The organism is Candidatus Seribacter sulfatis (assembly GCF_964187635.1).
Classification (GTDB): domain Bacteria; phylum Verrucomicrobiota; class Verrucomicrobiia; order Opitutales; family Seribacteraceae; genus Seribacter; species Seribacter sulfatis.
Genome location: NZ_CAXLMO010000059.1, coordinates 38,931 through 64,811, shown reverse-complemented (window position 1 = coordinate 64,811; position 25,881 = coordinate 38,931). Strand labels below are relative to the sequence as shown.

Genomic DNA, 25,881 nt, shown 5'->3' with positions numbered 1-25,881 from the left:
CTCTCTAATCTATTTAAAATGAAATTAATAAAATCTATCATTAAACCCTTTAAACTCGAAGATGTGAAAGACGCACTCTCCGAAATCGGAATTGAAGGAATGACTGTAATTGAAGCCAAAGGGTTCGGCCGTCAAAAAGGACACACCGAAATTTATCGCGGGAGTGAATATACCATCGATTTTTTACCCAAGGTCGTGGTCGAGGTGGCAGTACCGGACGATCTTTGTGATAAAGTCATTGATACCATTGTCAAGGCAGCCAAGACTGAAAAGATTGGCGATGGAAAAGTATTTGTTCTTCCTATTGAACAGGCAATTCGAATACGAACTGGCGAGCAGGGAGAAGAAGCACTTTAACCTTAAATCAAGCTATTTAAGGTCCATAGCAACCAGGCAACGGTTGCATAAAGTGGGAATGCCATTCCTTCTTTCAGCGTATTCATCCACTCACCCGGTTTAGGCAGTCGACTAATCCACTTGGGAAAGATTGAAAGTAAAAGGTAGGGTGTGGAAAGCCCGACCGCGATACTGGTAAATACTACAAAAGCGGAGAACCAAGGCATGGCAAGTGCAGCTCCAACGGCCGCTCCAAGAAAAGGGGCCATGCAGGGTGTGGCAACAATAGTGGCCAGGAAACCAGAGAAGAATGAACCCAGGTATCCTGTCTTCTGAGATAATTGACTCCCCACCCCAGTCAAAGACATTCCCATTTCGAACACTCCGCTTAGACTGAGGGCAAATAGGAGTAGAAAAATAGACAGGCCAAATACGAAAACCGGTTCCTGCAGTTGAAAACCCCAACCAAGTTCTCCGTCAATACTTTCCCGTAATCCGAGTAAAACTCCAACCAGGATCCAAAAAGAAAGAATTACGCCAACCGTAAATATGATTCCATGTCTCCGAATTTTTCTGGGGTCTTCTCCCGCCTGTTTTACAAATGACATAATTTTAAGCCCAAGAACTGGAAAGACACAGGGCATTAAATTCAGTATTATCCCACCCAAAAAAGCAAAGCCAAGGAGAGTAAGAAAACTATCTCCCAGCGGTGCAGTAAAAGCTTTCTCCTTCTCGATTACACTTAACACTATTTTCTGGGTTAAAATTTCGGGTAAAAGTATACCTTGCTTTTCCGCTTCTCCCTTATTTTGTGCCGGGTAATAAACATATAATGGAACCCCTTCCCTTCCAAACTTTTGCAAAGCTTGCAGAATAAGAGGACCCCGTTTTGTCCAGTCCGCCTGCAAGGCAACAATTCCCAGTTCCTTAAACTTTTCAATCACCGCTTTCTTCTTATACACTACCTTGTTTACCTGGCAGGACATACACCATCTGGCAGTAAAATCGACAAATACCGGACTGCCTTCCAAACGTGATGATTCTTCAATCTCAGGAGTCCAGGGGCTCCAATTGATTTGAGTATCGAGATCGGGTTCCTCCCCGGGGTAGCCTAGCCAAATTCCAAAAGTAAAGAGTGCCAGGGAGAGGATACGAAAGAAAGTGCGGACAGGAGACGGCTTGACTGGATAATTTGTTTTTCCGTAAAGCCAAATAGACATTGCCACCAAAATAAGCCCAAGCATAACCAATAACTGATTAAAGCCAGATTCAACCTGGGGCACCTCATTTGTCTTGGAAATCTTAATATTTTCCTGTGCCACGCCATACGAGACTTGATCCACTGATAGATCAATATTCCATCCGCCCGGAAATTGAGGGTGAGAAAGTACGCCTTTTAATGTGGAGGAAAAACCTGCCGAAGATGAATCCTTCGAGAGTTGGACAGAAATTCTGCCCTCCTGGTCTTTTTTAAATTTTTGCTTTTCGCCATGGGTAAAGAAATCTCCTTCAGGATAAAAATAAAAACCGCTTAGATCTAAATCCGCAAGAGGAGCTTTTGCCAAGGACAACACAATTGCATCTTCTTTCATAACTGCAGACAATTGAATATCCTCGGGCATAGCTTGAGGCAGTTCAGACAAAGCAAGTTCAACCTTTTCCTTAAAAAGTATTGAGGGGGTGGTTTGGTTGGAAACAGGAATACTCAGTTTTAATTCCTGATCGAAGGGGATACAATTACCCTCATCGCAAATGAGAGTGGACAGCTGTGCAGTTAAAGAAATCACATCGTCTGCAAATGAAGCACCCGAATCAACTTGCAAGCGAGCCAGTAGAAAAAAGGTATCCTTATGGACATAACTGACTAACTCTTGAAACTCGTAGAGCATCGGTGTGGGAAACTGAGCCTCCCCCATCTCCACGCCCTCCGGCAAAACCCAATTGATAGAGGTGGGAAAGCCAGTTTGTCCGGCAGTCTTCCAATAAGCATGCCACCGTGGTGCCAATTTGAATTGAAAGAGTAACCAAGCACCGTCTCCTGACTTTATTTCTTCTACTTCCGAGGAAAGTGTGACTTCAATTAAGTCACTCGCATTCTGAGCTTTCGTATAATGAAGAGTCGAAAATAAAAAAGTGAATAAAATAATCCACCTAACCAAATGCGTTCGAGGCATATTACAGTCTAATGCTTATGGTAAAAATGGATTCAAAGAAAATGAACCTCGTGAACTTTCCGTAAATTCCCGAACAGAATTCAATAATGGAGAGGGCCAGGAGACGTACTTCGGCAAGCTGAGCATCACATGAGTTTGTGGAATTCGATCAAATCCAACTTCCAAACCGGATAAGAAAGTCTCAAATGCCTTGTCCCATGCCAAGGGAGTGTAGACCGGTTTTCCCTGATCACTCGCAGTAAAACCTAATCGAGTAAGTGCCATTTTCTCCACTTCCTCCTCATTTGCAGGAAGAGATGCGATCGGGGTAATGGCATAAAACCACTTTCGGGCAGTTTCACGACTAAGAGCGTTAATATTCGTGTTCAAGTTTTCCCCGCTTTGTAACTTTTCGAAATTTACTTTCCCTAACCCTTCATAATGGGAACGAGGAACTTCAGATCGATCATACTCCGGTAAATTTCCCGCCAATACAAAAACCAGATCGGGATCAAAACTAATTGCCGTACTCAAACCATACCATGGACCAATAATTCCTGCAATCGGCTTGGCATATAACAACTCCTTTGGATAGTATTGATTTCTGTCGACTTTTAAAGATTCCCGGTTATCCCCCAAACTGGTGATCCAATCTATGGCATATTTCTTGTTTTCCTGACTTGCCTTTAAGATTGTTTTTCCAAGTGCAGCGGTTTCTCGTAAATTCCAATACAATACAAGATTAAAATAGGAATTGGGAGATAGGGTGATAATGGAAGAAACTAAGGCTTCTTTTGATTGATTAAACTGTTCAACAGAGTCATTTCCATCCAGGACATAAGTACCCACATCGAGAAGATAGACAACGTGGCGCCCCTCGTAAGATCTTCCTAAAAAAGTAACTTCGTTCTCTGGTTCAGTTGCAACAACGGGTGGAATGAGAGAAGGAATCGCTATTTTACCGGGTTGAGCAAGAAGGTTTTCAATATTATTGTCCTGACTTTTACTGGGCAAGGGTTTGACACGCGCATTTTCTAGCATTACCTCAATATCGGTATCTTTTGCTTCCTCTTTCTTTCCCTCAGTGGGGGGAGCAACTGCATCGGGAAAACGGTCAACTAAATTGACTGGGGAATCGATTGAATTGATTTCATCCTCAACCAATTCTTCTTTTTTATTGTCATTGTTTAATAAATAAACAATTCCAAAAATAAGTAAGCCCAGATTGGTAAATAGGCTGAAAATAAGAAAAAGTTTTGCCAACGGCCCCATCTTCTTTTTCACATGGCGGGACTTCGAATTGTACTGCTGGGATTGATCAAAAATTTTTCCCCCATTTTGGATCAAGTGATCGTGCCAGGATTGAAACTCTTCTTCGGACACACCATACTTTTTACTCTGTTCCCCCTTCGGAACATTTCTAATAATCGATTCCAGTACGATTCGTAACTTTTGTTCTCCAGAAAATTCTTCGGACATAAGACAGTATTATTAAAGAATGAAGCTTTCTCGTGCAACTGCCAATCCACATATTGCCGCAGTCTCTAAGCGTAGTGTGTTCGAACCTAGACTGAATGGAGTGAATCCATTTTCTTCACCCAGTAATTCTTCTTTTTCACTCCACCCTCCCTCGGGTCCAATTAAAATCGATACCCGGGCGGATGTGCCGCTTTTCAAATTCTTAATGGGAGCAGATTGGGGGGATAAAGTTCCTATCAAGATTTCATCTTCCTCTTGAATCGTGGTAAGGAAAAAAGAAAAGGTTTGCGGAAAGTCAAAATGTGGAAGCCATGGGTTGCCGGATTGTTTACAGGCATCGATTGCGATTTTTTTCCATTTTTGAATTTTTACATCCTGCTTCTTTGTCGCGTTTTTGGATTCTGAATGATCGGTGATTAAAGGGGTCAATTGAGCGACTCCCAACTCCGTGAGCGGGCGGATCAAATCCTCCCACCTATTCCCCTTGGGTAATGCAACGGCGAGACGAAACGCAGGCTGTAGCGGGGCGGAAAACTTTTTGTCCACAACCCGTAATTCGACACACTTTCGGTCCATCCGATTAATCTCAGTTAAGTATTGATTCCCTCGCCCGTCAAGCGCCTCGATGGAATCCCCTGTTTGCAGGCGTAGTACCTTGCTTAAGTGGTGACTTTCGACCTCATCCAATAAAATAACATCTTCCGACTCCATAAAGTCGGGTTCGAAAAAAGTTCTCATTGTACGAGGCATCTTTCTTGTTTAAATACAAAGTCTTCCATTTGGCAATCACCCTCAGTCTTCTGTTCAATAATGCAAATTAGCAATTTTCACCATTTCAACCCGATCGCTCCATGAGAATATGTGGAGGATTAGCCCGAGGAATTCCTTTACAGGTAGCCAAGGGGATAGAAATTAGACCGGCCACGGATGCAAACCGGGAAAGATTATTTTCATCGCTTGGTGCGAGTGTCATGGAAACCCATTTTCTCGATTTGTTTGCGGGAACTGGATCTTATGGTCTGGAGGCACTCAGTCGGGGAGCTAGTGGTGGAGTTTTGGTAGAACAGCATAGAAAAGCGGTAAGTAGTCTGCAAAAAAACATTTCAAATGTTTGTAAAAGTGCAAAGGTGGAGCAAAGCCTAGTAATGATTGAACGACGAGATGTGATCGAGTATCTCAAAAGCGAACAATCCAGCTTCGATCTTATTTTTCTTGATCCACCTTATTCTTTATTCCCCAAATTGGGGTCGCAGATTTTTGAATTAATTAAAAGAAATCAAATTATTAAAAAAGCGGGGTTCCTGATTCATGAAGCTCCGCCTGAAGAAGAATCAGATTTTGAAGGTTGGAATCTCGTTAAAACAATCGGAAAGAGTAAAAAAGGCTCTCCTTTATTCCGGTTATTTCAAGTAGAAAATTAACTCTTCCAAAATTGACTTACCAATTGGCCAATTGCCACTACCACCGCAGTTTCTTGGCGCAGGACTCGATCTCCTAAAGAAAGAAGTAAGAACTCAGATGCTCTTAACTGTTTTCTTTCCGCGTCCGACCATCCACGTTCCGCCCCCACTGCTACAAGGTAATGAGTACTTTCTTTCTTACCACGGGAAGCAGTAAGAACTCCTGTACTTTCGTAATTATCAAGGGCAATTCGATAAGAATCCCCGGATTGGGACTCGATACATTCAGCCAGGTTGGACCAAATTGTACATCGAGGGATATAAGTACAAAAAGCCTGCTCGACCCCCTTTTGTATCTTTTCTTCCCATTCCTTTGTCTTCCACAGTTTACTATCCCGATAGGACGGTTCGGATTTATCCGAAATAAAGAAATCAATACTGGAAACTCCAAGTGTACTGGCTTGTTCCAAGATCTTTCTGCAAGTTTGTGGGCGAGAAAGCCCCACCAATAAGCCAACAGGATACAAATCATTGGTATGATCTTGATTCCACTTGATCGACAACTTTACATCATTCCTATTTAATCTAACAATTGTGGCTTTCCCACGCGGGCCATTACGTACCCCAATATCAATCGTATCCCCCAATTTCGCATTAAACACCTGAAGAATATGAGTTCCGGCTTCTCCATTGACCGGCAATTCCAGAGAAGAAACCTTCTCCGCGATTAGAAGAATATTCAATTCTGACAGAGCCAGAGGGCTTGATAGGGTCGTAGGGCAAACGACTCATTATCAAAAGAAAACTCTCCGCCACTAATCAAGTCTTTAACAGAACCATTGGATAAATAAGATGCCAATGTTTGTTTTTGATTACTCTTCACTTCATGGGGAAGGAAATTAAAAAGACAGATAATTACCTGACTTCCGTCCAATGACCTTCTCTCAAAAGCAAAAATCTCATCCCCCAATTCGATCACTTTTTGAGATGCATCCGGATGAAAGGCCGGGCACGACGCCCGTCTGCGCAACACTCGAGTGTACCATTCAAAAATTTCTCCCGAGTTACTTTCTTCATCCTCTAAAAGGGTTTCCAATTCTTCACTTTTCCATTTCTTCCGATTAATAGTTCGATTGTGCCCGGTTTCCTTGACGCCCTCAGTATAATTGGGTGTCGCACAAAGTGAGTGGAAATAAACTGCGGGAATTCCTTTCATCGCTAATGCAACTGCCTGGGAACAAAGAAACCTTTTCTTGCCAAGTTCTGGGTCTTTTTTGTGAGAAAGTGCACCATAGTAAGTCGCATTTAACTCGTAGGGAAATTCGGATCCATCCTCGAGTTTGCGCATTGATACATGCCCCCCATTTCCCCTCACTTCATCCGCGAGTGAAAGAATCTCGTCCGTATCTAAAATTCCCTCCAATGGGCGAACGCCAATCCCATCATGACTGGCAGTAAAATTAAGAAAATGGCATCCCTTGGGGGGAGGAGCTAAATGAGCTGCCCAATTAGTCACATGCTTGGCTGTACCCTTTAATAATCCATGAAGTAAAAGGGGGGGGAGAGAAAATTGATAGACTGCATGAGCCTCATCTCCCTTTCCGAAATATGAAATGTTTTCCTGATGCGGTACATTTGTCTCAGTTAGAATCAGCACTTCGGGGGCAACTACCTCAATGAAATTCCTAATCAATTTGATTACTTCATGTGTCTTGGGAAGGTGGAGGCAATTGGTACCAATCTCCTTCCAAAGAAATGCCACTGCATCCAGTCTTAATATTCTGCACCCAAGGGACGCATAAAACATGATGATATCAAGAAATTCGAAGAGGAGATCCGGGCTTGTCCAATCCAGGTCAACTTGGTCGGCGCTGAATGTGGTCCAAACATGTCTTTCTCCCTTGCGGGTTTGGTAAGGAGTAAGTAGTGGAGAGGCTCGGGGTCTGACAACCGAGGAAAGATCAGCTTCTTCATCTCCTTCAAGAATGTAATTACTTCCCGGTTCAATACCGGAAACATATTCGCGGAACCAAGGACTTTTCGAGGAACAGTGATTAAGGACCAAATCGAACATCAGTTCAAATTCTTCCGATAAACGGGAAACATCATCCCAATTTCCATACCTCTTATCCACCTCGCGGTAATCAACTACTGAAAATCCATCATCCGAAGTCCATGGATAGAATGGTAAAATGTGAATCGCGGAAAATGCACCCTTAAGCCGGGCGGTACAAAATTCTTTTAGGGTGGAGAATGGATGTGCCTTTCCATCCGAAACCATATCCGCATAAGTAATTAACACCGCATCCTTTTGGGAAATTACTTTGGACGACAAGTTGGTTCGGTTCACCCCTACTCCGTAACGCCCGATCATATGAAAAAATCGATCCAATAGAGTATCCGCTTCCTCTACTCCATACAGATTGGCCAAACGCTTTCTAATCGTTTTTAACTTAGCACTTGATACGTGTTTTACAGAGGATGTGATCGCTGAACTCTTCATAAATTAATAACCGGTTAAGCTGGCAATAAATGCACGTAAATTACTCCGCACAACAGAATAAGAATAAAAGTGACGGGCGACTTCATAGTTGAAATTGACAATCTCTTTTCGAAGCTCTGCATCAAACAGAATTTGCTTCACGCGTTTTGCCAAGCTTGGAGTAACAAATCCATCCATTGTTAATAAACGAAAGCCCTTGGGTTCAATATCGCGAACAAAAATAGAGTATCGATTAATCAATACTGGCTTTCGGAAGTAAATGGCTTCTAAGAGTGCATTTCCGAATCCTTCATAGGTACTGGGGTAAGTAACAAAATCTGCATGAAGATAAAGATCCCATAGGGTATATATTTTCTTACCTTCCGAATCACGTTGCCTCACTTCTCCCACTCGGTCTGCAACCACTCGCATATCAACACCTTCTTCATTTGCGAGTTGTTCGAGCATTCCCAAATATTCATATCCCTCGTCGCCAGCTTCATGGGAAATTACTAGTTTACAGCGCGGATCTTTCAGCAAACTGACTAATTTGATCGCCTGTTCAATTCCTTTTCTCGGTACCACGCGAGTGGGTTGAAGAATAAAAAAATCATCCTCTGCCAATCCTAGTTCTTCTCGAACATCCGAGGCATACTCGTCTATATGGTCGGGAGGATTATCAAAATCGAATACATTGGGAATTACCAATGATGACAAACCTTTCCGCAAAGCAAGCTGTTCCTGTGCCTCCTGGTTGATCACCACATTTCTCATATTGGAAAACTTGGGGGGGAAACTCATGTCCAAGTATTCGGGAACCGAGTTAACAGAAAAGCGAGTACGCTCCCAGAAAAAATCATGGTGATGGGCAATCGCAGGCATCTGTGTTTCCGATAGAAATTCGGTGAGCGCGATTCCGAGTGGGAGGTGCATTGGAATTGCCAGGCAATTTTGAGGAATTACGATATCAATATCAAATCTCTCCACAAATCGATAAATTGTACTTTTGATATAATCTGCAAGATCGCGAATCCTTGAAGAAACAAATCGATCTCTTTGACCGGAACCCCAAATTCTTTCGTTAATCCATTTATTTTCAGAAAAACCAAAATATGCTTCAGGCACTACGAAACTGATGTCTGGGTCCCGGTCACTCTGACCACTGTACCAGTAGCTGACATGTTCGTCCTCCCAAAGTACTTCTGCCCACTTTGCACTTTCAAGAGATACCCCGTCCTGCCCGGCAAAACGAGTTGAAATAAAACCTATATTTTTTGACATAAAACGAGGATCGTCATTTGCTATTAATTGCCACGAACGATCTCTCATTATGTGAAGTAACTCGAAGATTTTTTCAACCAATAAAAAGAAAAAATCACTTTGTAATGGCAAGATATTTAATAATACATTATGGCGAGTGTATCAAATGATGCTAGAAACTACTTCAAAAGAATTTGACCTTGGGAATTTGCTCCAAGATTTACCCACTCAAATCGAAAAACTTAAGGAAGCACGGAAACTTGTTCTAACCGATGCGGTTTTACTGGGCGAAGTTCCTTCCCCCACTTTTAACGAAGAAGATCGAATCCGACTGACGGTTGACCGATTTAGGGAAAATGGAATGGAGGATCCGGAAATAGATGAACAGGGAAATGCATCGGCGGTATTGCCCGGCAGTGAGGGACGATCCTCCATCTTGGTGATGGCGCATGCAGATTCCGTTTTTGATGCGACCACTCAGCATGTTTTAAACGTGGGTCCGGATTCAATTACAGGTCCCGGAATTGCCGATAATGCAATTGGCCTGGCCACTGTTGTGGCATTACCCAAGCTACTAAAAATCCTAGGAATCACCTTAAAGGATGACCTAATTCTGCTAGCGAACACAAAAAGCTTGGGTCGTGGAAACCTAGAAGGAGCAAGATATTTTTTAGACACCAAGCAACGGCCGATTAGTGCCGGAATCTGCGTGGAGGGAGCGAGTCAGGGTAGATTAAGTTATGCAGGACTGGGTACTTTACGGGGAGAGATTCGCCTCGAGGTGCCCAGTAATTATGACTGGAATCGTTTTGGTTCCTCCGGAGCAGTGGGACACCTAACTCGAATCATTAATCAATTATTGGAAATACCACTCCCCAAGGAACCCAAAACTAAAATGGTCCTTGGTGGATTAACCTGTGGGACGACTTATAACAAAACACCCCACCGTGGATGTTTGCGTTTTGAAATTACCAGCGAAGCGGATGAAGTGATTGCGGAACTTCAACAAAAAGTAAATGACCTTTGCGAACAATGCTCTCTTGAAAATGGGACCACTGTAAAACTTGAAGTGGTCGCGACCCGACCGAATTGTGGCATTCCATTTACTCATCCACTCGTAAAAGCAACCCGTTCAATAATGGATGAAATTGGAATCACCCCTCAAGTAATCCCTAGTACAGGAGACTTAAATGTACTAATCGAGGCGGGGTATGCCGGTGTTACTTTGGGCTTAACCCATGCAGAAAATATTGGTGAGGAAAATGAAACGATTCAACTTGCCCCCTTACAAGCAGGAATTGCCCAGCTTGTTACTCTTCTTCAAGCAATCGATAAAGGAATTTGCGAATCATGACAGGCGATAATCAAAAATGGCTCGAGAACAATACTTTTCACCACGGAGAATTTTGGGATATTTTGGATTTAGTGAAGGAGAAAGAAAAAAAAGATCTGAAAATTTCTCTATGCATTCCCACTCTTAATGAAGAAAAGACTATTGGGAAAGAAGTTTTGATTCTTCGTTCTGAACTAATGGAAAGATATCCATTAATTGATGAGTTTGCTGTTATTGATTCGGGCTCAAATGATAAAACCCTCGAGGTGGCTGAAAGCTATGGCGCAGATACTTACTTAGCCTCAGAAATCCTTCCTGAAGTCGGGGACAAGCGAGGAAAAGGAGAGAACCTTTGGAAAGCAATTCATCAACTCAAAGGAGACATTATCTGTTATGTGGATGCGGATATCTCCAATATTCATCCGCGATTTGTCTACGGGCTCGTTGCACCATTAATCAAGCAAGCGGAAGTACAATATGTAAAAGCTTTCTACGACAGACCACTCAATTACTCAAGTGGTCTCCGCTCCAGTGGAGGCGGACGAGTAACCGAAATTTTGATTCGTCCATTATTTTCTTTATTCTATCCTGAACTGACTAATATTATACAACCATTGTCTGGAGAATACGCGGCAAGAAGAGAAGTACTGGAAATGATTCCCTTTCCAATTGGATATGGCGTGGAAACCTCGCACCTTCTGGATTTGTACGAAAAATTTGGTTTAAATGCCTTTGCGCAAACTGACCTCGATCGAAGAGTGCACAGAAATCAAACCACAAATGCTCTGGGTAAAATGAGTTTTGGTATTCTCCAAACTTTTATTAATCGATTACACAGCCAAGGGAAAATTGATCGGGTTCCTGATGTGGAAACCTTCTATCGACGGTTCGAGGTGGAAGATGGTTCCTATAACCAACTCGTTCAGGAGGTCGTGGAAGAGGAAAGACCTCCCATGATTGAAATTGATGGATACCGTAAGCGCACGGGTAATTCTTGATTTCCCACACAAGAAACCCGTACTGAAATGAGGGTTGCAATCGTTCATTATCACTTGGAACCCGGAGGGGTTACCCGGGTAATCGAAAACACACTCGAGTCATTTAGCCAAGAACTTGAATCACCCCAATTTGTAGTCTTAACGGGTCGAAAATATCCGGGCGATAAAATCAAAAATGTCCAGATTGTCGAGGGACTTGATTATTCTTCACCTACTAATTCAATCTCCCCTTCTGTGCTAAAAGAACGATTGGAGAAGGCAGCAAAAGTCGGGCTTGGAGGAAAACCTGACATTTGGCATATTCACAACCATAGTCTGGGTAAAAACGCCTCTTTAACAAAAGCAGTTGCTCTGCTCGCAGAAGATGCAAATCCAATGCTGCTCCATCCCCATGATTTTGCAGAAGACGGAAGACCCTCGAATTTCAGTGCACTCAAAGAAATATACTCGTCGGCTTATCCCTCCTCCTCAACAGTTCATTACGCAACCCTTAACCATCGGGATCACACATTTTTAAAAAAGGTTTTTTCTACCAAAGCGAGTCCAGTCCATCTATTAGCCAATGCCATTTCTATTCCCTCCGCCGCACAGGAAGTAAATACCCTCCCCTTCCCTGAGTTACCGGATAATTTATTTCTCTATCCCGTTCGTGCAGTTCGAAGAAAAAACCTCGGTGAATTAGCATTGATCGCCGCTTCTTATCCTGAAAAACACTTTGCAAATAGTCTAGGTCCTACCAATCCCGAATTTCAGCCAATCTTTAAAAGATGGGCACAATTTTGTAATGAAATTAATCTTCCTGTTACTTTTGCTTTAGGGGAAAAAACCTCTGTTTCATTCCCAGAAATGGTTGATCATGCTGAAGGTATATTGTCCACCAGTATTGCAGAGGGTTTCGGTTTAGGATTCCTGGAACCATGGATGTCCGGAAAATTTCTGTGGGGTCGAAATATTCCAGAAATAACTCAGGATTTCTCAAGCCTCGGTATTAATTTAAATCACTTATACCAACGAATTAATATCAACCTGGAACACCTGCAAAACAAGGGATCACTGACATCAAAAATTCAAACGACACTTGAAAAATTCTTTCTCGAATACCAGCAGGAAATGCCAAGCAATGCGACGGATATTGCCTATCAATCAATGGTTCAGAATGATCAGGTCGACTTTGGCCGATTAGACGAGGTATTACAGGAGGAAATTATTTTATCTATTTCAAAATCCACAGAGGCACGGGATGAAATTCGATCGCAAGTTAAACTGGAAAGAATCGATTCAGAGATCATTCTGAAAAATAAAGAATCAATTAACGAAAACTTTGCTCCGAAAAGTTATACAACAAAACTAAAGCATATTTACGAAATGATCTTAGATTCAAAACAAGACCAGTACGAGTATGCACATGGCGAGCATCTACTCGATTCGTTTCTCTCCCCTGCCCGTCTAAACTTACTGAGAACCTAACTGTATTTTATTCTGCTGGTTCCAATCCCATTCCTTGCCCGAGCATATCCCACCAATTAGTTAACTTTATTCGTCCAGGAACTCCTTCAATAACAAGTGGTTCCCGTTTTAATGAGCGGTATCCCTGGCGGGCTTTTCCGGCAGCGAGAATGTTAACTACTTGAAGAAAATCGGCCCATTCATTTTTAAAGCCGGGGAAAATATTCATCTTGAAATTACCATTTGACGATAAGGATCCACTCCCCATTAGGCTAATATCTTGACCAGTTAAATCAGAGAGTGAAAAAAACCATTCTCCTGTACCTTTTCTGCTCATTTTAATGGAGCCATGCTCAAAGGAAATTTCGTCGATAAGATTGCCCAGAGCCTCAATCATTCTCGTTTGAGGAGCGGACCAGGAAAATGAACTTCCCAAGCTCTTTTCCATTCCCTCTTTGAGCAGATCGGCATTGATGTCCATCCCGCCATCCAATGGCATTACCATCAAGTTACTAATTTCAATACTACTTTGGAGTTCAAAGGTACCGTTCACTTCCCCCTTCGCATTGAGTTTCCAATTAACTAATCCATCCGTGCTCATTATTTTATTCGTGAATGAATTTAAAATAGACGCATTAGTATCTTCTCCAGTTAACTGGAGATTAAATGTCGATAGTTCCGAAGCATTGGAATCCACCCAATTGAATTGTAATTCGCCTTGAATGAGAGAATCTTGAATTTTGGATTGAAAGATAATGTTTTGATTTTCAAGATTGATCTCTGCCTTGAAATCGTTCAGTGCAATAGTAGGAGTTAGTAGAACAGTTTCGAAAGATAATTGCGGATTTAAATTTCTATTTTCTGTCAACCACCCGGCAATAATTGATTCATTTTGAATCGTCGGACGAATGCATTTTCGAAATAAATCAACCAAGTCCACTGCACTGATTTGCTTGCTATTAATTGTGAACGAATTCTTTTCTGGTACTAAACTTATTTCTAAATCTGAACGGAGGTTCTTTTGATAAGATAACTTCATCCAATGAGAAATTTGATCATTTTCATTTACTACGGTCCATTTGATTGGAATTTCAAAAGCAGGCTCTGAAGAAGAACCAAGCGTGGATAAGATCATTTGTCCGTCCAACACAAGCTGGTTCGTTTTATCAGTCCGCCAATCAAGATGATTAGTTTTAATGATCAAATTATTTAAGCTTGGAAATGGGGGGAATAAAAATCTATTTAACAACGGAGAACTAACTACAAAATCGTTGCTTGTTAAACGACTAACCCCGCCCTTTTGATTAAGGGAAATAGATAAATTACCCTCGAATCTATCTTCTTTTCTATCCATTAAAATAACATTATTTAATTCATAAATCCCCTGTTTGCCACGATGAGGGAAAAAATTCAAATCACATTGTATTTTGAAACTCTGCCCGCCCGTTGTTTGATTAGTATTTCCAATAACTTCCGTTTTGAAATTTTTAACCGTCCAGACCGGAAAGCCATTTTCAAATATAATTTCCCCAGAAAAAACAGAGTCTATTCCAGCAAAACTTAGATTTTGAAAATTTAAAAAGACTTCTGGTATAGAATCCTTACTGAAAAACGATATGGCACCGGAATTTCCTAAACTATTGGATTGGTAATTAACAAGGTCATTTTGCACAGATATTTCGAACGGATTCTCTACCCGTAAGGAAAAGAGTATATTTCTATCCTTTGTAATCAGTTCAGCATTACCGTTTTGGATAAGCCAATTGGTAGGTTGAATCACCCCTTGTAGATCGACTTTTTGAAATGAATATTGATTCGAATCCGAAAACTTTTCATGAACAAATCCGAGTGGAGCTAATTGTTCAGAAAAAGCCTCAATTTTAAAACTGAGATCCTCGGTTTGATTCAAATCCGAAAAAAGAGGAATCTTTGCAGTCACATTGAAATCTTTTTGTATTTTATCATTGTTTTTAATTTGTAAGTTACTGGATTTCAGGGAGAGTATTCCCTCGTTTACTTCTGATAAAAAATTTCCACTGAGAAGCGTACCATCTGTAAAATGTTGCTTCAATCGACCCACATCCAACGAATGGAATAACAGATTAACATTTTTGATTTCTCTCAAATCAGTAAAGGGAAGATTTGTTTCTGCCTCTATTCTTTCTCCTTTTTTATTTTCAATCTGAATACGAAAATTCTCAACACCCCACTGATCATCTGCTACTCGAACACGACTAATTATTTGACCACTAACAGTGCCCTCTTGCGGTAAAAAGAAAGAAGATACTGAAAAATTTCCCTCACCTTCTAACTCAACATTATTTCCTTGGGTATCAAACTTGATTCTACCAGAACTCTCTACGATTCCATCAACAAGGGAAAGGATAGGGAATTGTTTGATTAAATTGCGAGAAAGGATGGTAGTGTTCCAATCACCAGTAAATAGATTATCCTCAACTCCTCTTTGAGCATTTAATTCAAAACGAGCCATTTCTAATTGATTGCCCCCAAGATAAAGTTGAATCAATTCGGATTTGCTATCATGTAAATAACTCAACATTCCGAATTTTTTATTACGAATTGAAATTCTTAAAATCTGAGCTCCAAGAGCCTCCTCTCGTTGTATTTCAATATGGAGTAGTACACTTTTATCGATCGGAATAAATTGCTTAATGGTAGGAAATAAATCATCAAACCTTAACTCAATTGCTGCTTTAATAAGTCGATCCGGCTTCGAATAAGAAGCAAAAAGTGAAAATGGAACAGAGAATTTATTTTTTTCGATCCTCCCACTAATATCAATTGAATCAAAACCGTAGTTCAAGGAATTTAAACGTAGCGATTCAAGCACCTTCTCAATATCAAAGTTCGAATCGATACTTTCTTTTTCCACCACACGAAAATTCTTTAATTGCAAATGTTTGATTTGCGAATTTTCTTTCAAAAACCAATCAAGAGAAGAATAAGTAAATCGACCTTCTCCTAGGAATAAATCTCGATTTGGACTAAGCCACTGTCCACCCGATAAATATCCCTCATCCCAGTTTAACTCTGTAGTATCAAAACTAAGGTCGCCGTCCGCCATCGCACGGGCTAACTTTTTTTCAAATCGGGCAGGCAACCACCATTCAAAAATAACAAGGTCAGCCGTTGCAATAGTTACCAATAATACAAGTAATAACCATAAAGACTTTTTCATCAGTAATCTACTATGAAGAGAGTCATTCGATTGTTCCAACACCAAATTAATTCATACAAAAGATGAAATGAATCCCCAGAAGATCGGGGAAGTATGGAGTTGGTTAAAGAGAGAGTAACCGAGAAGTGAAAAATAGAATAACAGTTTTCTGTCTATTACAGAAAACTGCCTGTAAGTAACAAACTATTTACTCGCACGCCTTGCTTCAAAAAGCCGTTTTTCTTTTACCTTGTTCGCCTCTTTACCAATCCTGTCTCTCAGGTAGTACATCCGTGCACGCATGGTAACACTTTCCCGGTCCACTTCAACCTTGTCAATGAGGGGAGAATGAACTGGAAAAACTCGCTCCACTCCGACTCCAGATGCGATACGGCGAACAGTAAAAGTTTCATGAACTCCTGATCCCTTGCGCGCGATCACAATTCCGCCAAAAATTTGGATACGTTCTTTTTCTCCTTCTCGCACTCGAACATGAACTTTTACACCATCTCCCACTTTAAATTGGTCGCGGCCTTCTTTTAAATACTCTTTTGTTACTTCTTCTAGTAGTTGGTTGTTCATAATTCGGTATACTCTCAGGTTAATTTTTCAATAAATCAGGACGTAGTCTTTGGGTCTTTTCCAACCTTTTTGATTCACGCCATTTCGAAATTTGGGAATGGTTTCCGGAAAGAAGGACATCGGGAACCTTCATTCCACGGAATTCTGCTGGTCTTGTGTACTGAGGAAATGCAAGTAGTTGATCTTCAAAGCTCTCATCTTTGAGAGAATCTTCATCCCCCAACATACCAGGAATGTGTCGGCTAACTGCATCAATTAGAATAGAAGCGCTTAGAGTTCCATTAGTCAGAACATAATCTCCTACACTTATTTCACGAGTTACAAGACTATCACGAACACGTTGATCAACTCCTTCATAATGTCCGCTCAGTACCACAATATGTTTTTCTTGTGCAAGTTCTTTACATAAGGGAGTAGTTAATTTCTCACCATCTGGAGCCATGTAAATTACAGTGGATGATTGTTCCGCAATATCTTCAACTGCAGAAAACAAGGGTTCTGGTTTCATTACCATTCCAGCACCACCACCAAATGGTCGGTCGTCTGTTTCACGATGTTTTCCATCTGCCCATCGGCGTAAATCAAGAGAGTTTACCTCAATTAAGCCATTATCGATACCACGGGCGATTATACTTTCCCCAATAAAACCTTCTAATGTCTTAGGAAAAAGAGATAAAACATCGAAACGCAGAATTGGTTCCATCTTGCGAATCATCACAAAGTTTTAAAAACATACAGGAAGTAAGAGTGCCAGCTAATAGATAGCCTTACTTGGACTCTTCTTCCTTCGTTTTGCTCGCAGGAGCTTTTTTGACAGGCTTCGCTTCCTCTGCTTTCGCATCAGGCTTGGCTTCCTTTTTATCCTCTTTTGCTTCTGCGGCCGCTTTCTTTTCTGGTTTAGCTTCCTCCGCTTTCGCTTCTGGTTTGTCGGCAGGTGCTTCTTCCTTCTTGTCTTCTTTTACCTCTGCGACTGCTTTCTTTTCTGGTTTAACTTCCTCCGCTTTCGCTTCTGGTTTGTCGGCAGGTACTTCTTCCTTCTTGTCTTCTTTTACCTCTGCGACTGCCTTCTTTTCTGGTTTCGCTTCTTCCGCTTTCGCTTCTGGTTTGGCAGTAGGTGCTTCTTCCTTCTTGTCTTCTTTTACCTCTGCGACTGCCTTCTTTTCTGGTTTCGATTCCTCCGCTTTCACTTCAGGTTCGGCAACAGGTGCTTCTTCCTTCTTGTCCTCTTTTACCTCTGCGACTGCCTTCTCTTCTGGTTTCGATTCCTCCGCTTTCGCTTCGGGTTCGGCAACAGGAGTTTCTTCCTTCTTGTCTTCCATCTGAGGTGCAACATCACTCTTCTGAGCACGTGCTAATCGTTTAGCGGCTTCTCGCTCTGATTTCTTCAACCATTCCTCTGGAGTAAGACGACCTTGGCGAATTAAACTTTTAGCAGTGTCAGTGGGTTGTGCACCCACGCCTAACCAATGATCGATGCGATCCATCTTCAACTTGAGTTCTTCGGAACGAGCATGTGCCTTCGGACTATAAGTTCCGAGAACTTCAATAAACTTTCCGTCACGACGGGTGGTAGATGGAGTGACTACCATACGATAAAATGGGGAGTGGCGGGCTCCGTGTCTTTGCAAGCGAATCTTAATCATAATCTTCTTAGTAAATGAAGGGGTGCGAAATAAGGAAAAAGCTAAAAGAAAAGAATATTATTAACACTCTGTCAATGAAAAACCCCTTAATTATCGGGCATATCCACACCTTGAACTCAATGAATTTCGGTTACCAATTGTAAAGCAATCTTGTCTTTCTTCAAACGATTGTTTAAATAGGCTCAATCATGGTTTGTTCCTCCATTCTTACTCGTGCCAATGGGCAAGAAACAAAAGCAAGGCTTTTACGAACTACTGAAACATTATTCGCTTCAAAGGGTGTGGCCGGCGTTACGATGAGGGTCGTAGCCAAGAAAGCCAAAACGAATCTCGCATCTGCTCATTATCACTTTGGTTCGAAAGAAGCCATGGTCTTAGAAATGATCAAATCCAAGATAGAACCGATAAACTTAAAAAGGAGGAAAAGATTAGACGAGGCTAAAGTAAAATTCGCAGACAAAGCATTGCCCAATATAGAAATTTTCCGGGCCCTGATTCACCCCGTGGGAGAGGAAGTGGAGAAACAGATCACTAATCAAAACGGCATCATCGAAATCATTGCTCGTAGTTTTACAGAGCCAGCAGAATTTCTTGCTAAAATACAAAAAAGATTTTTCGGAGAATTATCTCAGGTTTTTATGACTGAACTGAAAAACTCCAATCCCGATGCAAACGAGGAGGATTTATATTGGAATTACCATCTGGCCGTTTCATCAATGTTAGGTACATTGGCACAACATCGTCGAATGATTGACTTTTCAGTAGGCAAATATAATGAAAATGCTGTCAGTGCCATGATCGATCGACTTATAATTTTTGTATCCAATGGTTTCGAGGCAGGTATTCAAATTAAACAATGAAAATTCACCCTATTTGTATCTTAATTCCTTTTTTTGCCCTTTTGTCGTGTCGGTCGACAAAAAAGGAAATATCAAATTTAGAGAAAAATTTAATTCCCGCCCAATGGAACTCCGATTTCGAGGTTAGATCAGCGGACCGCAATATAACCTACTGGACAGATTCTTTTGAAATCCCCCCGCTTACTCGTTTGATTTCGCAAGCGAATCAAAATAATTCTGAATTAGCATCCATGTATGAACGAATGGTTGCCAAGGGGGAAGATGCCACAATTGGGGGAGCCAATCTCTTACCATCTGCTAATGCAAATGTTACTGGAGCCAGAAATAAAAGAAATTTAATTGGGTTCAATTTTCCAAACAGTGAAACCTCATTTACTTCGAGCAGTTTCAATTCCGGAATAAATGTAAGCTGGGAAATAGATTTATGGGGAAAGATTAAAGATTCCCGTAATTCTGCTAAAAAGAGATTTGAATCAAGCTTAGCAGATTACCAAGCAGCCCGATTGTCACTAAATGGTCAAGTCGCGAAGGCGTGGTTCAATTTAGTCGAGAATTCTTTTCAGATAGAACTAGTTGAAAAAACAATTGAAACCTATTCCAAGAATCTCTCCTTTATTAATGACCGATACCAAACAGGACTGGCCACTGCACTGGAGCAAAAACTTGCGGAAGCCAGCTACCTTTCGTCTCAGGCAAACTTAGCCCAGAGAAAACGTTTGGCAATGAACTTAACCCAAACTCTTCAAGAATTAATCGGTGATTACCCGGATGGAAAAATGGATCTTAATTCTTCCATGTCTCTTCCTGACCTGGTCCTCCCTCCCCTTCCCCCCACTCCTGCAGAAGTGATCGAATCACGTTATGATTTAAACTCGGCTCGGTTAAAAGTTCAATCAACTGGATTGGATTTAAAGGTGGCGAATAAAAACCTACTCCCCTCCTTTACACTAACTGGTGCTCCAGGAAGCCGTTCGGATAATTTCAGTGATTTGGTCGATCAGAAATTTCGAGTATGGGATATTTCCGGTGCCGTAAGTCAACCGATCTTTCAGGGAGGAAGACTGCGGGCAGGAATAAGAAAATCAGAAGCCTTACAAAAATCTGCTCTTTTCGAACTGAAAGCGGTTATCCTTCGGGCATTTTTTGAAGTGGAGAATTCACTCTCTGCTGAAATCCACCTTGCAAATGAAGAAACGAAGTTACAACAGTCGTCCATTGCCTATGCAAACGCAGCTGAGTTGAGTTGGAAGAGATATCAGCGTGGAGTGGAGGGAATTTTTAATGCCCTTGATACAAGAAGGCGTTCATTTGAAGCAGAAAGTCGATTTTTACTCCTTAAAAAAGAAAGAATTCTGAACCGAATAAACCTTTACCTAGCAATTGGCATGGAAGCCATCGCCACAGAATCATGAAGAAGTTCAAAATGTTGATTATATGCGGGGTTATTATTACTTCTGCAATTTTGATTGGAAAATATCTGATCGAAAGTAAGCCCCAGTCGAAACCAAAAGAAATTGTTAAACAACTTCCCTTTGTCGACATCGTCGAAGCAAACCTGGTATCCCAAAGAGCAACAATAGAGGCATTTGGAACCGTACAGGCACGCACTCTTACCAATTTAATTGCCGAGGTACCTGGATTGATTGAAGGAGTGGCACCGTTTAAAAACGAAGTAAATCAATCGATTGCATCCTTTCAAAATGGAGGCTTTTTCGAAAAGGGAGATTTGTTGGTCAAAATTGTCGATATTGATCTCCTTGCTCGAGAGGCAGAAACATTGGCAAACCTGAGACGGACGGAGTATCAATTAGCACAGGAACGGGCACTTGCAGACCAGGCAAAAACGGAATGGGGTGACCGGGATTGGAAACTCGCCACGGCTTTAGTAAAAAGACAGCCCCAAATCTTAAAAGCAGAGGCCGAAGCAAAGGCAGCAGAAGCACTACATAACCAGGCCAAAAAAAATGTGCTTAAAGCAAATGTACGGGCTCCATTCAGAGGCAGAATCCTAAATATTTTAGCCGATGTGGGGCAACAGGTTGGTTCAGGTTCTTCCTCTGCACTCGCAAAAATCTATTCAATTAAAAAAGGGGAAGTTCAACTCGCACTTAGTAGGAAAGAACTTTCATTTCTTAATTTTAATGAGGGTTCTCCTCATGGAGAAAACCAAATTGCAGTCAAAATTGTAAATGAGGAAGGAAAGACAATCCATTCTGGCGTGATTGATCGATCTCAGGGAATAATCGATCCGCGCACTCGTCTGCACAACTTGGTTGCTCGTTTCGATAATTGTTTCACCGATCCTTTTAACCAAATTTCTAAAGTTGAAAACCCGTTAAGCATTGGACAATTTGTGAAACTAAAACTCATTGGACCAAAGATTGATGTATTCATAATCCCTATCTCTGCATTCAGAGAACAAAATACGATTCTTGTTTTAGACCAGGAGGATCGTTTGACTGTGCGGAAAGTTAAAAGTGTCAAGAGAGATGGACTGGAAGTGTGGGTTGTGGGTGGGATTCAAGAAGGGGAGAGAGTTTGCATCACACCGATGGATATTATTGCGGAAGGAATGAAAGTTAAAATTTCGTCTTCCACCGCAGACCAAAACAAGACACAGTAATGATTGCCTGGTTTGCCAAAAATGGGGTAGCAGCCAATTTACTCGCCGGGATTATTTTACTCGCCGGGATCATTTCTATTCGAGGTTTAAAAATGGAGCTATTTCCTGATTTCGATCTCGATATAGTTACAGTCTCAGTAATCTACCCGGGAGCTGCTCCACTTGAGGTTGAAGACGGAGTTTGCAAACAAATAGAAGAAAAAATTTGGGATCTTGTAGGCATCAAGGAAATGACTTCCTTTGCCCGAGAAAATACCGGTGTCATTAGCATCCAGGTTGAGAAAGGAAAAAGTGCCAAAGTTCTTGCTGATGAGATTAAAGTTCGAGTTGATGCGATCAATAACTTCCCCGAAGAGGCAGAAAAACCTATTGTTGAAGTTATGACTGCGAAACGAAGGGTTCTCGCCCTTGCGATACATGGACAGTCTGACATTCAATCAATTCGAAGGCTTGCCGAAAAAACACAGGATGACCTCACCAATATTGCAGGCATCACCCAGGTCGAAATATCAGGAATCAGAAACCCAGAAATCGGAATCGAACTCTCCGAGCAAGCAATGCGTGAACATGGGTTAAGCTTTGATTCCGTTTCCCAAGCTTTAAAGAGAAATTCAGTCGATATTCCAGGCGGAGTGGCTCGAACTACTGCCGGAGAAACACTTCTGCGCACGACTGGGAAAGCAAGGGAAGGCCGACAATTTGAACAGATTGAAATTGTATCATCTCCCAATGGTTCTTCCGTACAACTTCAAGATATTGCATGGGTAAAAGATGGATTTGAAGATAAGGTTTTATATACCACATTTAAAGGTCAACCTGCAGTAACCTTACGAATTTTTAGAGTAGGAAAACAAAGCCCACTTGATATATCCGAAAAGGTCTCAGACTATGTTGAGAAGCAAAAGCTCCTATTACCGGAGGGGATCAGCATGACGATTTGGCAGGACAGTTCCTATTACCTCCAAGGTCGATTAGATATGATGATCAGAAATGCCCAACATGGTCTAATTCTCGTATTTCTTGTTTTATCATTTTTCCTTCGTCCATCGCTGGCCTTCTTTGTTGCTCTCGGCTTGCCGATTTCCTTTATGGGTGCGTTTGCAACTATGGGAGTCATTGGTGCATCGATCAATTTGGTCTCTCTTTTTGCATTTATTGTAGTTCTCGGAATTCTCGTAGATGATGCCATTGTCGTGGGGGAGTCTGTTTACACGCTGGGAAAGAAAGGTCTCTCCCCCGTGGATGCGTCAATCAAGGGAACTCAATTAGTCGCGATGCCTGTGACCTTTGCCATTCTTACCAGTGTAGTGGCATTCGTACCCCTGCTTTTTTTACCAGGCTGGTTAGGGAAACTGATGAAAGATATCCCACTTGTTGTAATCCCTGCGTTGTTATTTTCATTGGTGGAATCAAAGTTTATTCTACCTTACCACCTCACCTTTTGTCGATTTAACCGGGGTGGAAAAAATTGGTTTTCTCGAATACAGGAATCAATTGCAGATGGTCTTGAGCGCTTTATAGAAAAAGTCTATTCCCCATTTCTCTTTAGGTGCCTCCGTTTGCGATGGCCCGTAGTGGCAGGATTCCTAGGCATATTGATAATAACCTTTGCCCTCATAATCGGTGGCCATGTTAAGTCTGTGCGCGGTGTACCGCCGGTACCTTCTGACTATATATCGGTCAAATTAACAATGCAGGATGGAGTCCCCGCTGCTACCACCGAGCACTCCATAAAACTAGTAGAGAATGCAAGGATTGAAGTGATCCAGTATTTGAAATCGGTCGGCGAGCCCAATCCCTTTCGATACGATATGATTACAATGGGTGCACAGCCATTTTCTGGTGGGCCGAAAAGTTCCTCCAATATTGTAAGCGGTTCCAATATCGGGGAAGTTAGTGTGGAGCTTATTAAATCGGAGGATCGCACCAGGAGTGCTCCCCAAATTTCCGCTCTTTGGCGCGAAAGAATTGGTCCACTTCCAGGAGTTAAACAAATTTATTTTGGTGATGTGGCAGCCGGGGGAAGTAAAACTGCATTGGATATAGAAATTTCCGGACAAAATTTAGAAACCATGAAAAAAGCGGCCCACCAGCTCAAAGAACATTTTAAAAAGTATCAGGGGCTGTTTGATATTTCTGATTCCTATTCCGGTGGAAAAAGAGAATTAAAATTAAAACTCAATTCGGCAGGTCGGGCACTAGGCTTGACCGAATCTGACCTTGGTCGACAAGTCAGGCAAGCTTACTACGGGGAAGAGATTCAAAGACTTCAACGGGATCGCGAAGAGTTGAAAGTAATGCTTCGATATCCGCTGCAAGACAGAAAAAGTCTCAGTGCATTAGAAAGCCTCCGAATTCGAACCCCGCAGGGCATTGAAGTTCCTTTGGAAGAAATTGCCCAGATATCGTACGGTCAGGGTTATCCCACAATTAAAAGATCGGATCGTGCCCGTATCATTAATGTGCAATCATCGGCAGACAAATTAATTGCTGATATACCCAGTATAGAGAGGGATTTGGATCAATCTTTTCTACCATCAATCCGCAAGGATTTTCCCTCCTTGCGCTTCTCATTTGTGGGAGAAAGAAAAGAGCAAAATGAAAGCGACTCAAGCCTTGCTCAGTCCGGTTGGATTGCCCTTTTTATAATATACGCATTATTAGCAATTCCATTTCGTTCTTATTTCCAGCCTCTTTTAGTAATGTCTGTGATTCCATTTGGATTAATTGGGGCAGTATTGGGACATTTGCTTTTCTCAATTCCTCTGAGTCAGTTGTCGATGTTTGGAATTGTTGCATTAACTGGAGTAGTAATAAACGATAGCCTAGTCCTGGTTCACTATGTAAATCAAAAAAGTAAAAATTCAACTTTGCTTGAGGCCGCTAAAAGTGCAGGAATGGCAAGATTCCGGCCCATTCTTCTGACCTCGCTGACTACCTTTGTTGGATTACTCCCCATTCTTTTTGAACGTAGCCTTCAAGCTCAATTCTTAAAACCGATGGCAATTGCGATCGGGTTTGGCGTGTTATTTGCCACATTTATCACCCTCATTATGGTGCCCTGTTTATATCTAATCTTAGAGGACATCTTACGGACCCTCAAAAGACCGCTCAAGTGGTTTGGTATATCGCAAGATACCCAACCCGATGCAATTATGCGAACTGAAGATTCTGCTTAAATACCCTTTTCGCCTGTAGCAAGCAGGGTCTCAAAAAATGGTTCGGTATTTTCCTTCGCAACAATTTCAACTTTAGCCTTTTGAAATCCTGACTCTTTGATTAAAGAATAAAGTTCGTTTTCAGCGAAGCCCAACCATCGATCGCTGTATAATTGTCGGGCTTTTTCAAATTGATGCTGCTTCAAATCAATTACAATTAATTGACCACCGGGTTTTAAAATCCTAAACGCCTCTTGCAGTGCTACATTTGGACGTTCTGCATGATGTAATGATTGACTCATTAAGGCTAAATCAACGCTATTATCTTGAAGGGGAACTTTCTCTAAATCACCGAGTTTGTAATTCAAGTTGGACAGTCCATTTTTCTTTGCCAGTTCTAGACCGAGTCTCACCATGCTTTTTGAGCGATCAATACAATACACTTTTTGTGCTCTCTCGGCTAATAATTGAGAGATCATTCCTTCGCCAGCACCCAAGTCAGCAATAATAATTTTAGGAACTAAACGAAGTAGGAAATGTCCGATCGCATCCCACGATCGTCCCGGTACATAATTTTTTCCTAATCGCCCGGCAACTTCATCAAAATATTGTTCGCTTGCCCGCATTCTTCTTTCAATGATTCGTTGCAATGCAGATTGATCCGTATTCCAAAATTCTTCATCTGAATCTACTTCTAAGGCGATTCTCACAAGTTCAAATTGTTTCGAACCTCCCAGAATTAAAGTATAGAAAGTTTTCTTTCCCTCCTTTCGGTCACTTACCATCTCATACCTTCTGAGTAACGAAAGGTGACTTGAAATACGAGATTGTCCCATTTCTAAGATTTCTTGCAATTCGGCAACAGACAGTTCTTCCTGCCCGAGTAGTCGTAACATACGCAGACGGGTGCTATCAGACAGTACCTGTAGTACCTCGGTGACCTTCATTGT

General features: G+C 41.6%; 20 protein-coding genes. 9 read left to right on the top strand and 11 right to left on the bottom strand.

Going from position 1 to position 25,881, the window contains the following annotated elements; genetic code table 11:
- Positions 1-18 precede the first annotated feature (18 nt).
- Positions 19-357 (top strand): P-II family nitrogen regulator, encoded by a 339-nt coding sequence (locus ACKPQ5_RS06435; protein ID WP_407678276.1) that lies wholly within the window; start codon positions 19-21, stop codon positions 355-357.
- 2 nt (positions 358-359) lie between these two features.
- Here the strand turns inward: ACKPQ5_RS06435 and ACKPQ5_RS06430 are convergent, their stop codons facing one another.
- The 3 genes from ACKPQ5_RS06430 to ACKPQ5_RS06420 are packed head-to-tail and all read right to left on the bottom strand — an operon-like array spanning position 360 to position 4,706.
- Entirely contained in the window at positions 360-2,510 is a 2,151-nt protein-coding gene (locus tag ACKPQ5_RS06430) for a cytochrome c biogenesis protein CcdA (RefSeq protein ID WP_407678275.1), read from the bottom strand.
- A 15-nt stretch (positions 2,511-2,525) separates the two neighbouring features.
- A complete protein-coding gene (locus tag ACKPQ5_RS06425) occupies positions 2,526-3,968 on the bottom strand; it encodes a hypothetical protein (protein WP_407678274.1) in 1,443 nt (480 codons plus the stop codon).
- A gap of 12 nt (positions 3,969-3,980) precedes the next feature.
- Positions 3,981-4,706, bottom strand: a complete 726-nt coding sequence (locus ACKPQ5_RS06420; RefSeq protein ID WP_407678273.1) for an RsmE family RNA methyltransferase — start codon at positions 4,704-4,706, stop codon at positions 3,981-3,983.
- A 113-nt stretch (positions 4,707-4,819) separates the two neighbouring features.
- Here ACKPQ5_RS06420 and rsmD point away from each other — a divergent pair, with 113 nt between their 5' ends.
- On the top strand, positions 4,820-5,389 hold the full coding sequence (rsmD, locus tag ACKPQ5_RS06415; protein ID WP_407678272.1) for a 16S rRNA (guanine(966)-N(2))-methyltransferase RsmD: 570 nt from the start codon (positions 4,820-4,822) through the stop codon (positions 5,387-5,389).
- Here rsmD and ACKPQ5_RS06410 read toward each other — a convergent pair.
- From ACKPQ5_RS06410 to ACKPQ5_RS06400, 3 genes are read right to left on the bottom strand one after another with little or no spacing between them, the layout of a single operon-like run.
- Positions 5,386-6,111 carry an RsmE family RNA methyltransferase gene (locus ACKPQ5_RS06410; RefSeq protein WP_407678271.1) on the bottom strand — a complete coding sequence of 242 codons (726 nt, stop codon included), beginning with the start codon at positions 6,109-6,111 and terminating at the stop codon, positions 5,386-5,388. The genes rsmD and ACKPQ5_RS06410 overlap by 4 nt on opposite strands.
- Positions 6,108-7,871, bottom strand: coding sequence for a sugar phosphorylase (locus ACKPQ5_RS06405; RefSeq protein ID WP_407678270.1), 1,764 nt, complete (start codon positions 7,869-7,871; stop codon positions 6,108-6,110). The genes ACKPQ5_RS06410 and ACKPQ5_RS06405 overlap by 4 nt, the downstream gene beginning before the upstream one ends.
- A 3-nt stretch (positions 7,872-7,874) precedes the next feature.
- Positions 7,875-9,131: a glycosyltransferase gene (locus ACKPQ5_RS06400; protein WP_407678269.1), complete on the bottom strand. Its 1,257-nt coding sequence runs from the start codon at positions 9,129-9,131 to the stop codon at positions 7,875-7,877.
- A gap of 145 nt (positions 9,132-9,276) precedes the next feature.
- Between ACKPQ5_RS06400 and ACKPQ5_RS06395 the strand changes: the two genes are divergently transcribed.
- Genes ACKPQ5_RS06395 through ACKPQ5_RS06385 form a run of 3 tightly spaced genes read left to right on the top strand, consistent with a single transcriptional unit; the run spans position 9,277 to position 12,908 of the window.
- Positions 9,277-10,464 (top strand): M20/M25/M40 family metallo-hydrolase, encoded by a 1,188-nt coding sequence (locus tag ACKPQ5_RS06395; RefSeq protein ID WP_407678268.1) that lies wholly within the window; start codon positions 9,277-9,279, stop codon positions 10,462-10,464.
- Positions 10,461-11,441, top strand: coding sequence for a glucosyl-3-phosphoglycerate synthase (locus ACKPQ5_RS06390; RefSeq protein ID WP_407678267.1), 981 nt, complete (start codon positions 10,461-10,463; stop codon positions 11,439-11,441). The genes ACKPQ5_RS06395 and ACKPQ5_RS06390 overlap by 4 nt, the downstream gene beginning before the upstream one ends.
- A 27-nt stretch (positions 11,442-11,468) precedes the next feature.
- Positions 11,469-12,908 carry a glycosyltransferase family protein gene (locus ACKPQ5_RS06385; RefSeq protein ID WP_407678266.1) on the top strand — a complete coding sequence of 480 codons (1,440 nt, stop codon included), beginning with the start codon at positions 11,469-11,471 and terminating at the stop codon, positions 12,906-12,908.
- 7 nt (positions 12,909-12,915) lie between these two features.
- Here ACKPQ5_RS06385 and ACKPQ5_RS06380 read toward each other — a convergent pair whose 3' ends face one another.
- The 4 genes from ACKPQ5_RS06380 to rpsP form a co-directional block, all read right to left on the bottom strand.
- Entirely contained in the window at positions 12,916-16,086 is a 3,171-nt protein-coding gene (locus tag ACKPQ5_RS06380; protein ID WP_407678265.1) for a hypothetical protein, read from the bottom strand.
- A gap of 183 nt (positions 16,087-16,269) precedes the next feature.
- Complete coding sequence (gene rplS, locus ACKPQ5_RS06375) at positions 16,270-16,647, bottom strand: 50S ribosomal protein L19 (RefSeq protein WP_407678264.1); 378 nt, start codon at positions 16,645-16,647, stop codon at positions 16,270-16,272.
- A gap of 19 nt (positions 16,648-16,666) precedes the next feature.
- Positions 16,667-17,362 carry a tRNA (guanosine(37)-N1)-methyltransferase TrmD gene (gene trmD / locus ACKPQ5_RS06370; RefSeq protein ID WP_407678263.1) on the bottom strand — a complete coding sequence of 232 codons (696 nt, stop codon included), beginning with the start codon at positions 17,360-17,362 and terminating at the stop codon, positions 16,667-16,669.
- A 52-nt stretch (positions 17,363-17,414) separates the two neighbouring features.
- Entirely contained in the window at positions 17,415-18,290 is an 876-nt protein-coding gene (rpsP, locus tag ACKPQ5_RS06365; RefSeq protein ID WP_407678262.1) for a 30S ribosomal protein S16, read from the bottom strand.
- A gap of 188 nt (positions 18,291-18,478) precedes the next feature.
- Between rpsP and ACKPQ5_RS06360 the strand changes: the two genes are divergently transcribed.
- Genes ACKPQ5_RS06360 through ACKPQ5_RS06345 form a run of 4 tightly spaced genes read left to right on the top strand, consistent with a single transcriptional unit; the run spans position 18,479 to position 24,952 of the window.
- Complete coding sequence (locus ACKPQ5_RS06360) at positions 18,479-19,150, top strand: TetR/AcrR family transcriptional regulator (RefSeq protein ID WP_407678261.1); 672 nt, start codon at positions 18,479-18,481, stop codon at positions 19,148-19,150.
- Positions 19,147-20,562 (top strand): TolC family protein, encoded by a 1,416-nt coding sequence (locus tag ACKPQ5_RS06355; RefSeq protein ID WP_407678260.1) that lies wholly within the window; start codon positions 19,147-19,149, stop codon positions 20,560-20,562. The genes ACKPQ5_RS06360 and ACKPQ5_RS06355 overlap by 4 nt, the downstream gene beginning before the upstream one ends.
- Positions 20,559-21,773, top strand: coding sequence for an efflux RND transporter periplasmic adaptor subunit (locus ACKPQ5_RS06350; RefSeq protein ID WP_407678259.1), 1,215 nt, complete (start codon positions 20,559-20,561; stop codon positions 21,771-21,773). Before ACKPQ5_RS06355 ends, ACKPQ5_RS06350 begins: the two co-directional genes overlap by 4 nt.
- A complete protein-coding gene (locus tag ACKPQ5_RS06345; protein ID WP_407678258.1) occupies positions 21,773-24,952 on the top strand; it encodes an efflux RND transporter permease subunit in 3,180 nt (1,059 codons plus the stop codon). Before ACKPQ5_RS06350 ends, ACKPQ5_RS06345 begins: the two co-directional genes overlap by 1 nt.
- Here the strand turns inward: ACKPQ5_RS06345 and ACKPQ5_RS06340 are convergent.
- Positions 24,949-25,878 (bottom strand): ArsR/SmtB family transcription factor, encoded by a 930-nt coding sequence (locus ACKPQ5_RS06340; protein WP_407678282.1) that lies wholly within the window; start codon positions 25,876-25,878, stop codon positions 24,949-24,951. The two genes, ACKPQ5_RS06345 and ACKPQ5_RS06340, sit on opposite strands and share 4 nt — an antisense overlap.
- Positions 25,879-25,881: the final 3 nt, after the last annotated feature.

Excerpts from the sequence above, each read along its gene's own strand:
- ACKPQ5_RS06435 (WP_407678276.1), top strand. The coding sequence starts at position 19 with ATGAAATTAATAAAATCTATCATTAAACCCTTTAAACTCGAAGATGTG.
- ACKPQ5_RS06430 (WP_407678275.1), bottom strand. The coding sequence starts at position 2,510 with ATGCCTCGAACGCATTTGGTTAGGTGGATTATTTTATTCACTTTTTTA.
- ACKPQ5_RS06425 (WP_407678274.1), bottom strand. The coding sequence starts at position 3,968 with ATGTCCGAAGAATTTTCTGGAGAACAAAAGTTACGAATCGTACTGGAA.
- ACKPQ5_RS06420 (WP_407678273.1), bottom strand. The coding sequence starts at position 4,706 with ATGAGAACTTTTTTCGAACCCGACTTTATGGAGTCGGAAGATGTTATT.
- rsmD (WP_407678272.1), top strand. The coding sequence starts at position 4,820 with ATGAGAATATGTGGAGGATTAGCCCGAGGAATTCCTTTACAGGTAGCC.
- ACKPQ5_RS06405 (WP_407678270.1), bottom strand. The coding sequence starts at position 7,871 with ATGAAGAGTTCAGCGATCACATCCTCTGTAAAACACGTATCAAGTGCT.
- ACKPQ5_RS06400 (WP_407678269.1), bottom strand. The coding sequence starts at position 9,131 with ATGTCAAAAAATATAGGTTTTATTTCAACTCGTTTTGCCGGGCAGGAC.
- ACKPQ5_RS06395 (WP_407678268.1), top strand. The coding sequence starts at position 9,277 with ATGATGCTAGAAACTACTTCAAAAGAATTTGACCTTGGGAATTTGCTC.
- ACKPQ5_RS06390 (WP_407678267.1), top strand. The coding sequence starts at position 10,461 with ATGACAGGCGATAATCAAAAATGGCTCGAGAACAATACTTTTCACCAC.
- ACKPQ5_RS06385 (WP_407678266.1), top strand. The coding sequence starts at position 11,469 with ATGAGGGTTGCAATCGTTCATTATCACTTGGAACCCGGAGGGGTTACC.
- ACKPQ5_RS06380 (WP_407678265.1), bottom strand. The coding sequence starts at position 16,086 with ATGAAAAAGTCTTTATGGTTATTACTTGTATTATTGGTAACTATTGCA.
- rplS (WP_407678264.1), bottom strand. The coding sequence starts at position 16,647 with ATGAACAACCAACTACTAGAAGAAGTAACAAAAGAGTATTTAAAAGAA.
- trmD (WP_407678263.1), bottom strand. The coding sequence starts at position 17,362 with ATGATTCGCAAGATGGAACCAATTCTGCGTTTCGATGTTTTATCTCTT.
- rpsP (WP_407678262.1), bottom strand. The coding sequence starts at position 18,290 with ATGATTAAGATTCGCTTGCAAAGACACGGAGCCCGCCACTCCCCATTT.
- ACKPQ5_RS06360 (WP_407678261.1), top strand. The coding sequence starts at position 18,479 with ATGGTTTGTTCCTCCATTCTTACTCGTGCCAATGGGCAAGAAACAAAA.
- ACKPQ5_RS06355 (WP_407678260.1), top strand. The coding sequence starts at position 19,147 with ATGAAAATTCACCCTATTTGTATCTTAATTCCTTTTTTTGCCCTTTTG.
- ACKPQ5_RS06350 (WP_407678259.1), top strand. The coding sequence starts at position 20,559 with ATGAAGAAGTTCAAAATGTTGATTATATGCGGGGTTATTATTACTTCT.
- ACKPQ5_RS06345 (WP_407678258.1), top strand. The coding sequence starts at position 21,773 with ATGATTGCCTGGTTTGCCAAAAATGGGGTAGCAGCCAATTTACTCGCC.
- ACKPQ5_RS06340 (WP_407678282.1), bottom strand. The coding sequence starts at position 25,878 with ATGAAGGTCACCGAGGTACTACAGGTACTGTCTGATAGCACCCGTCTG.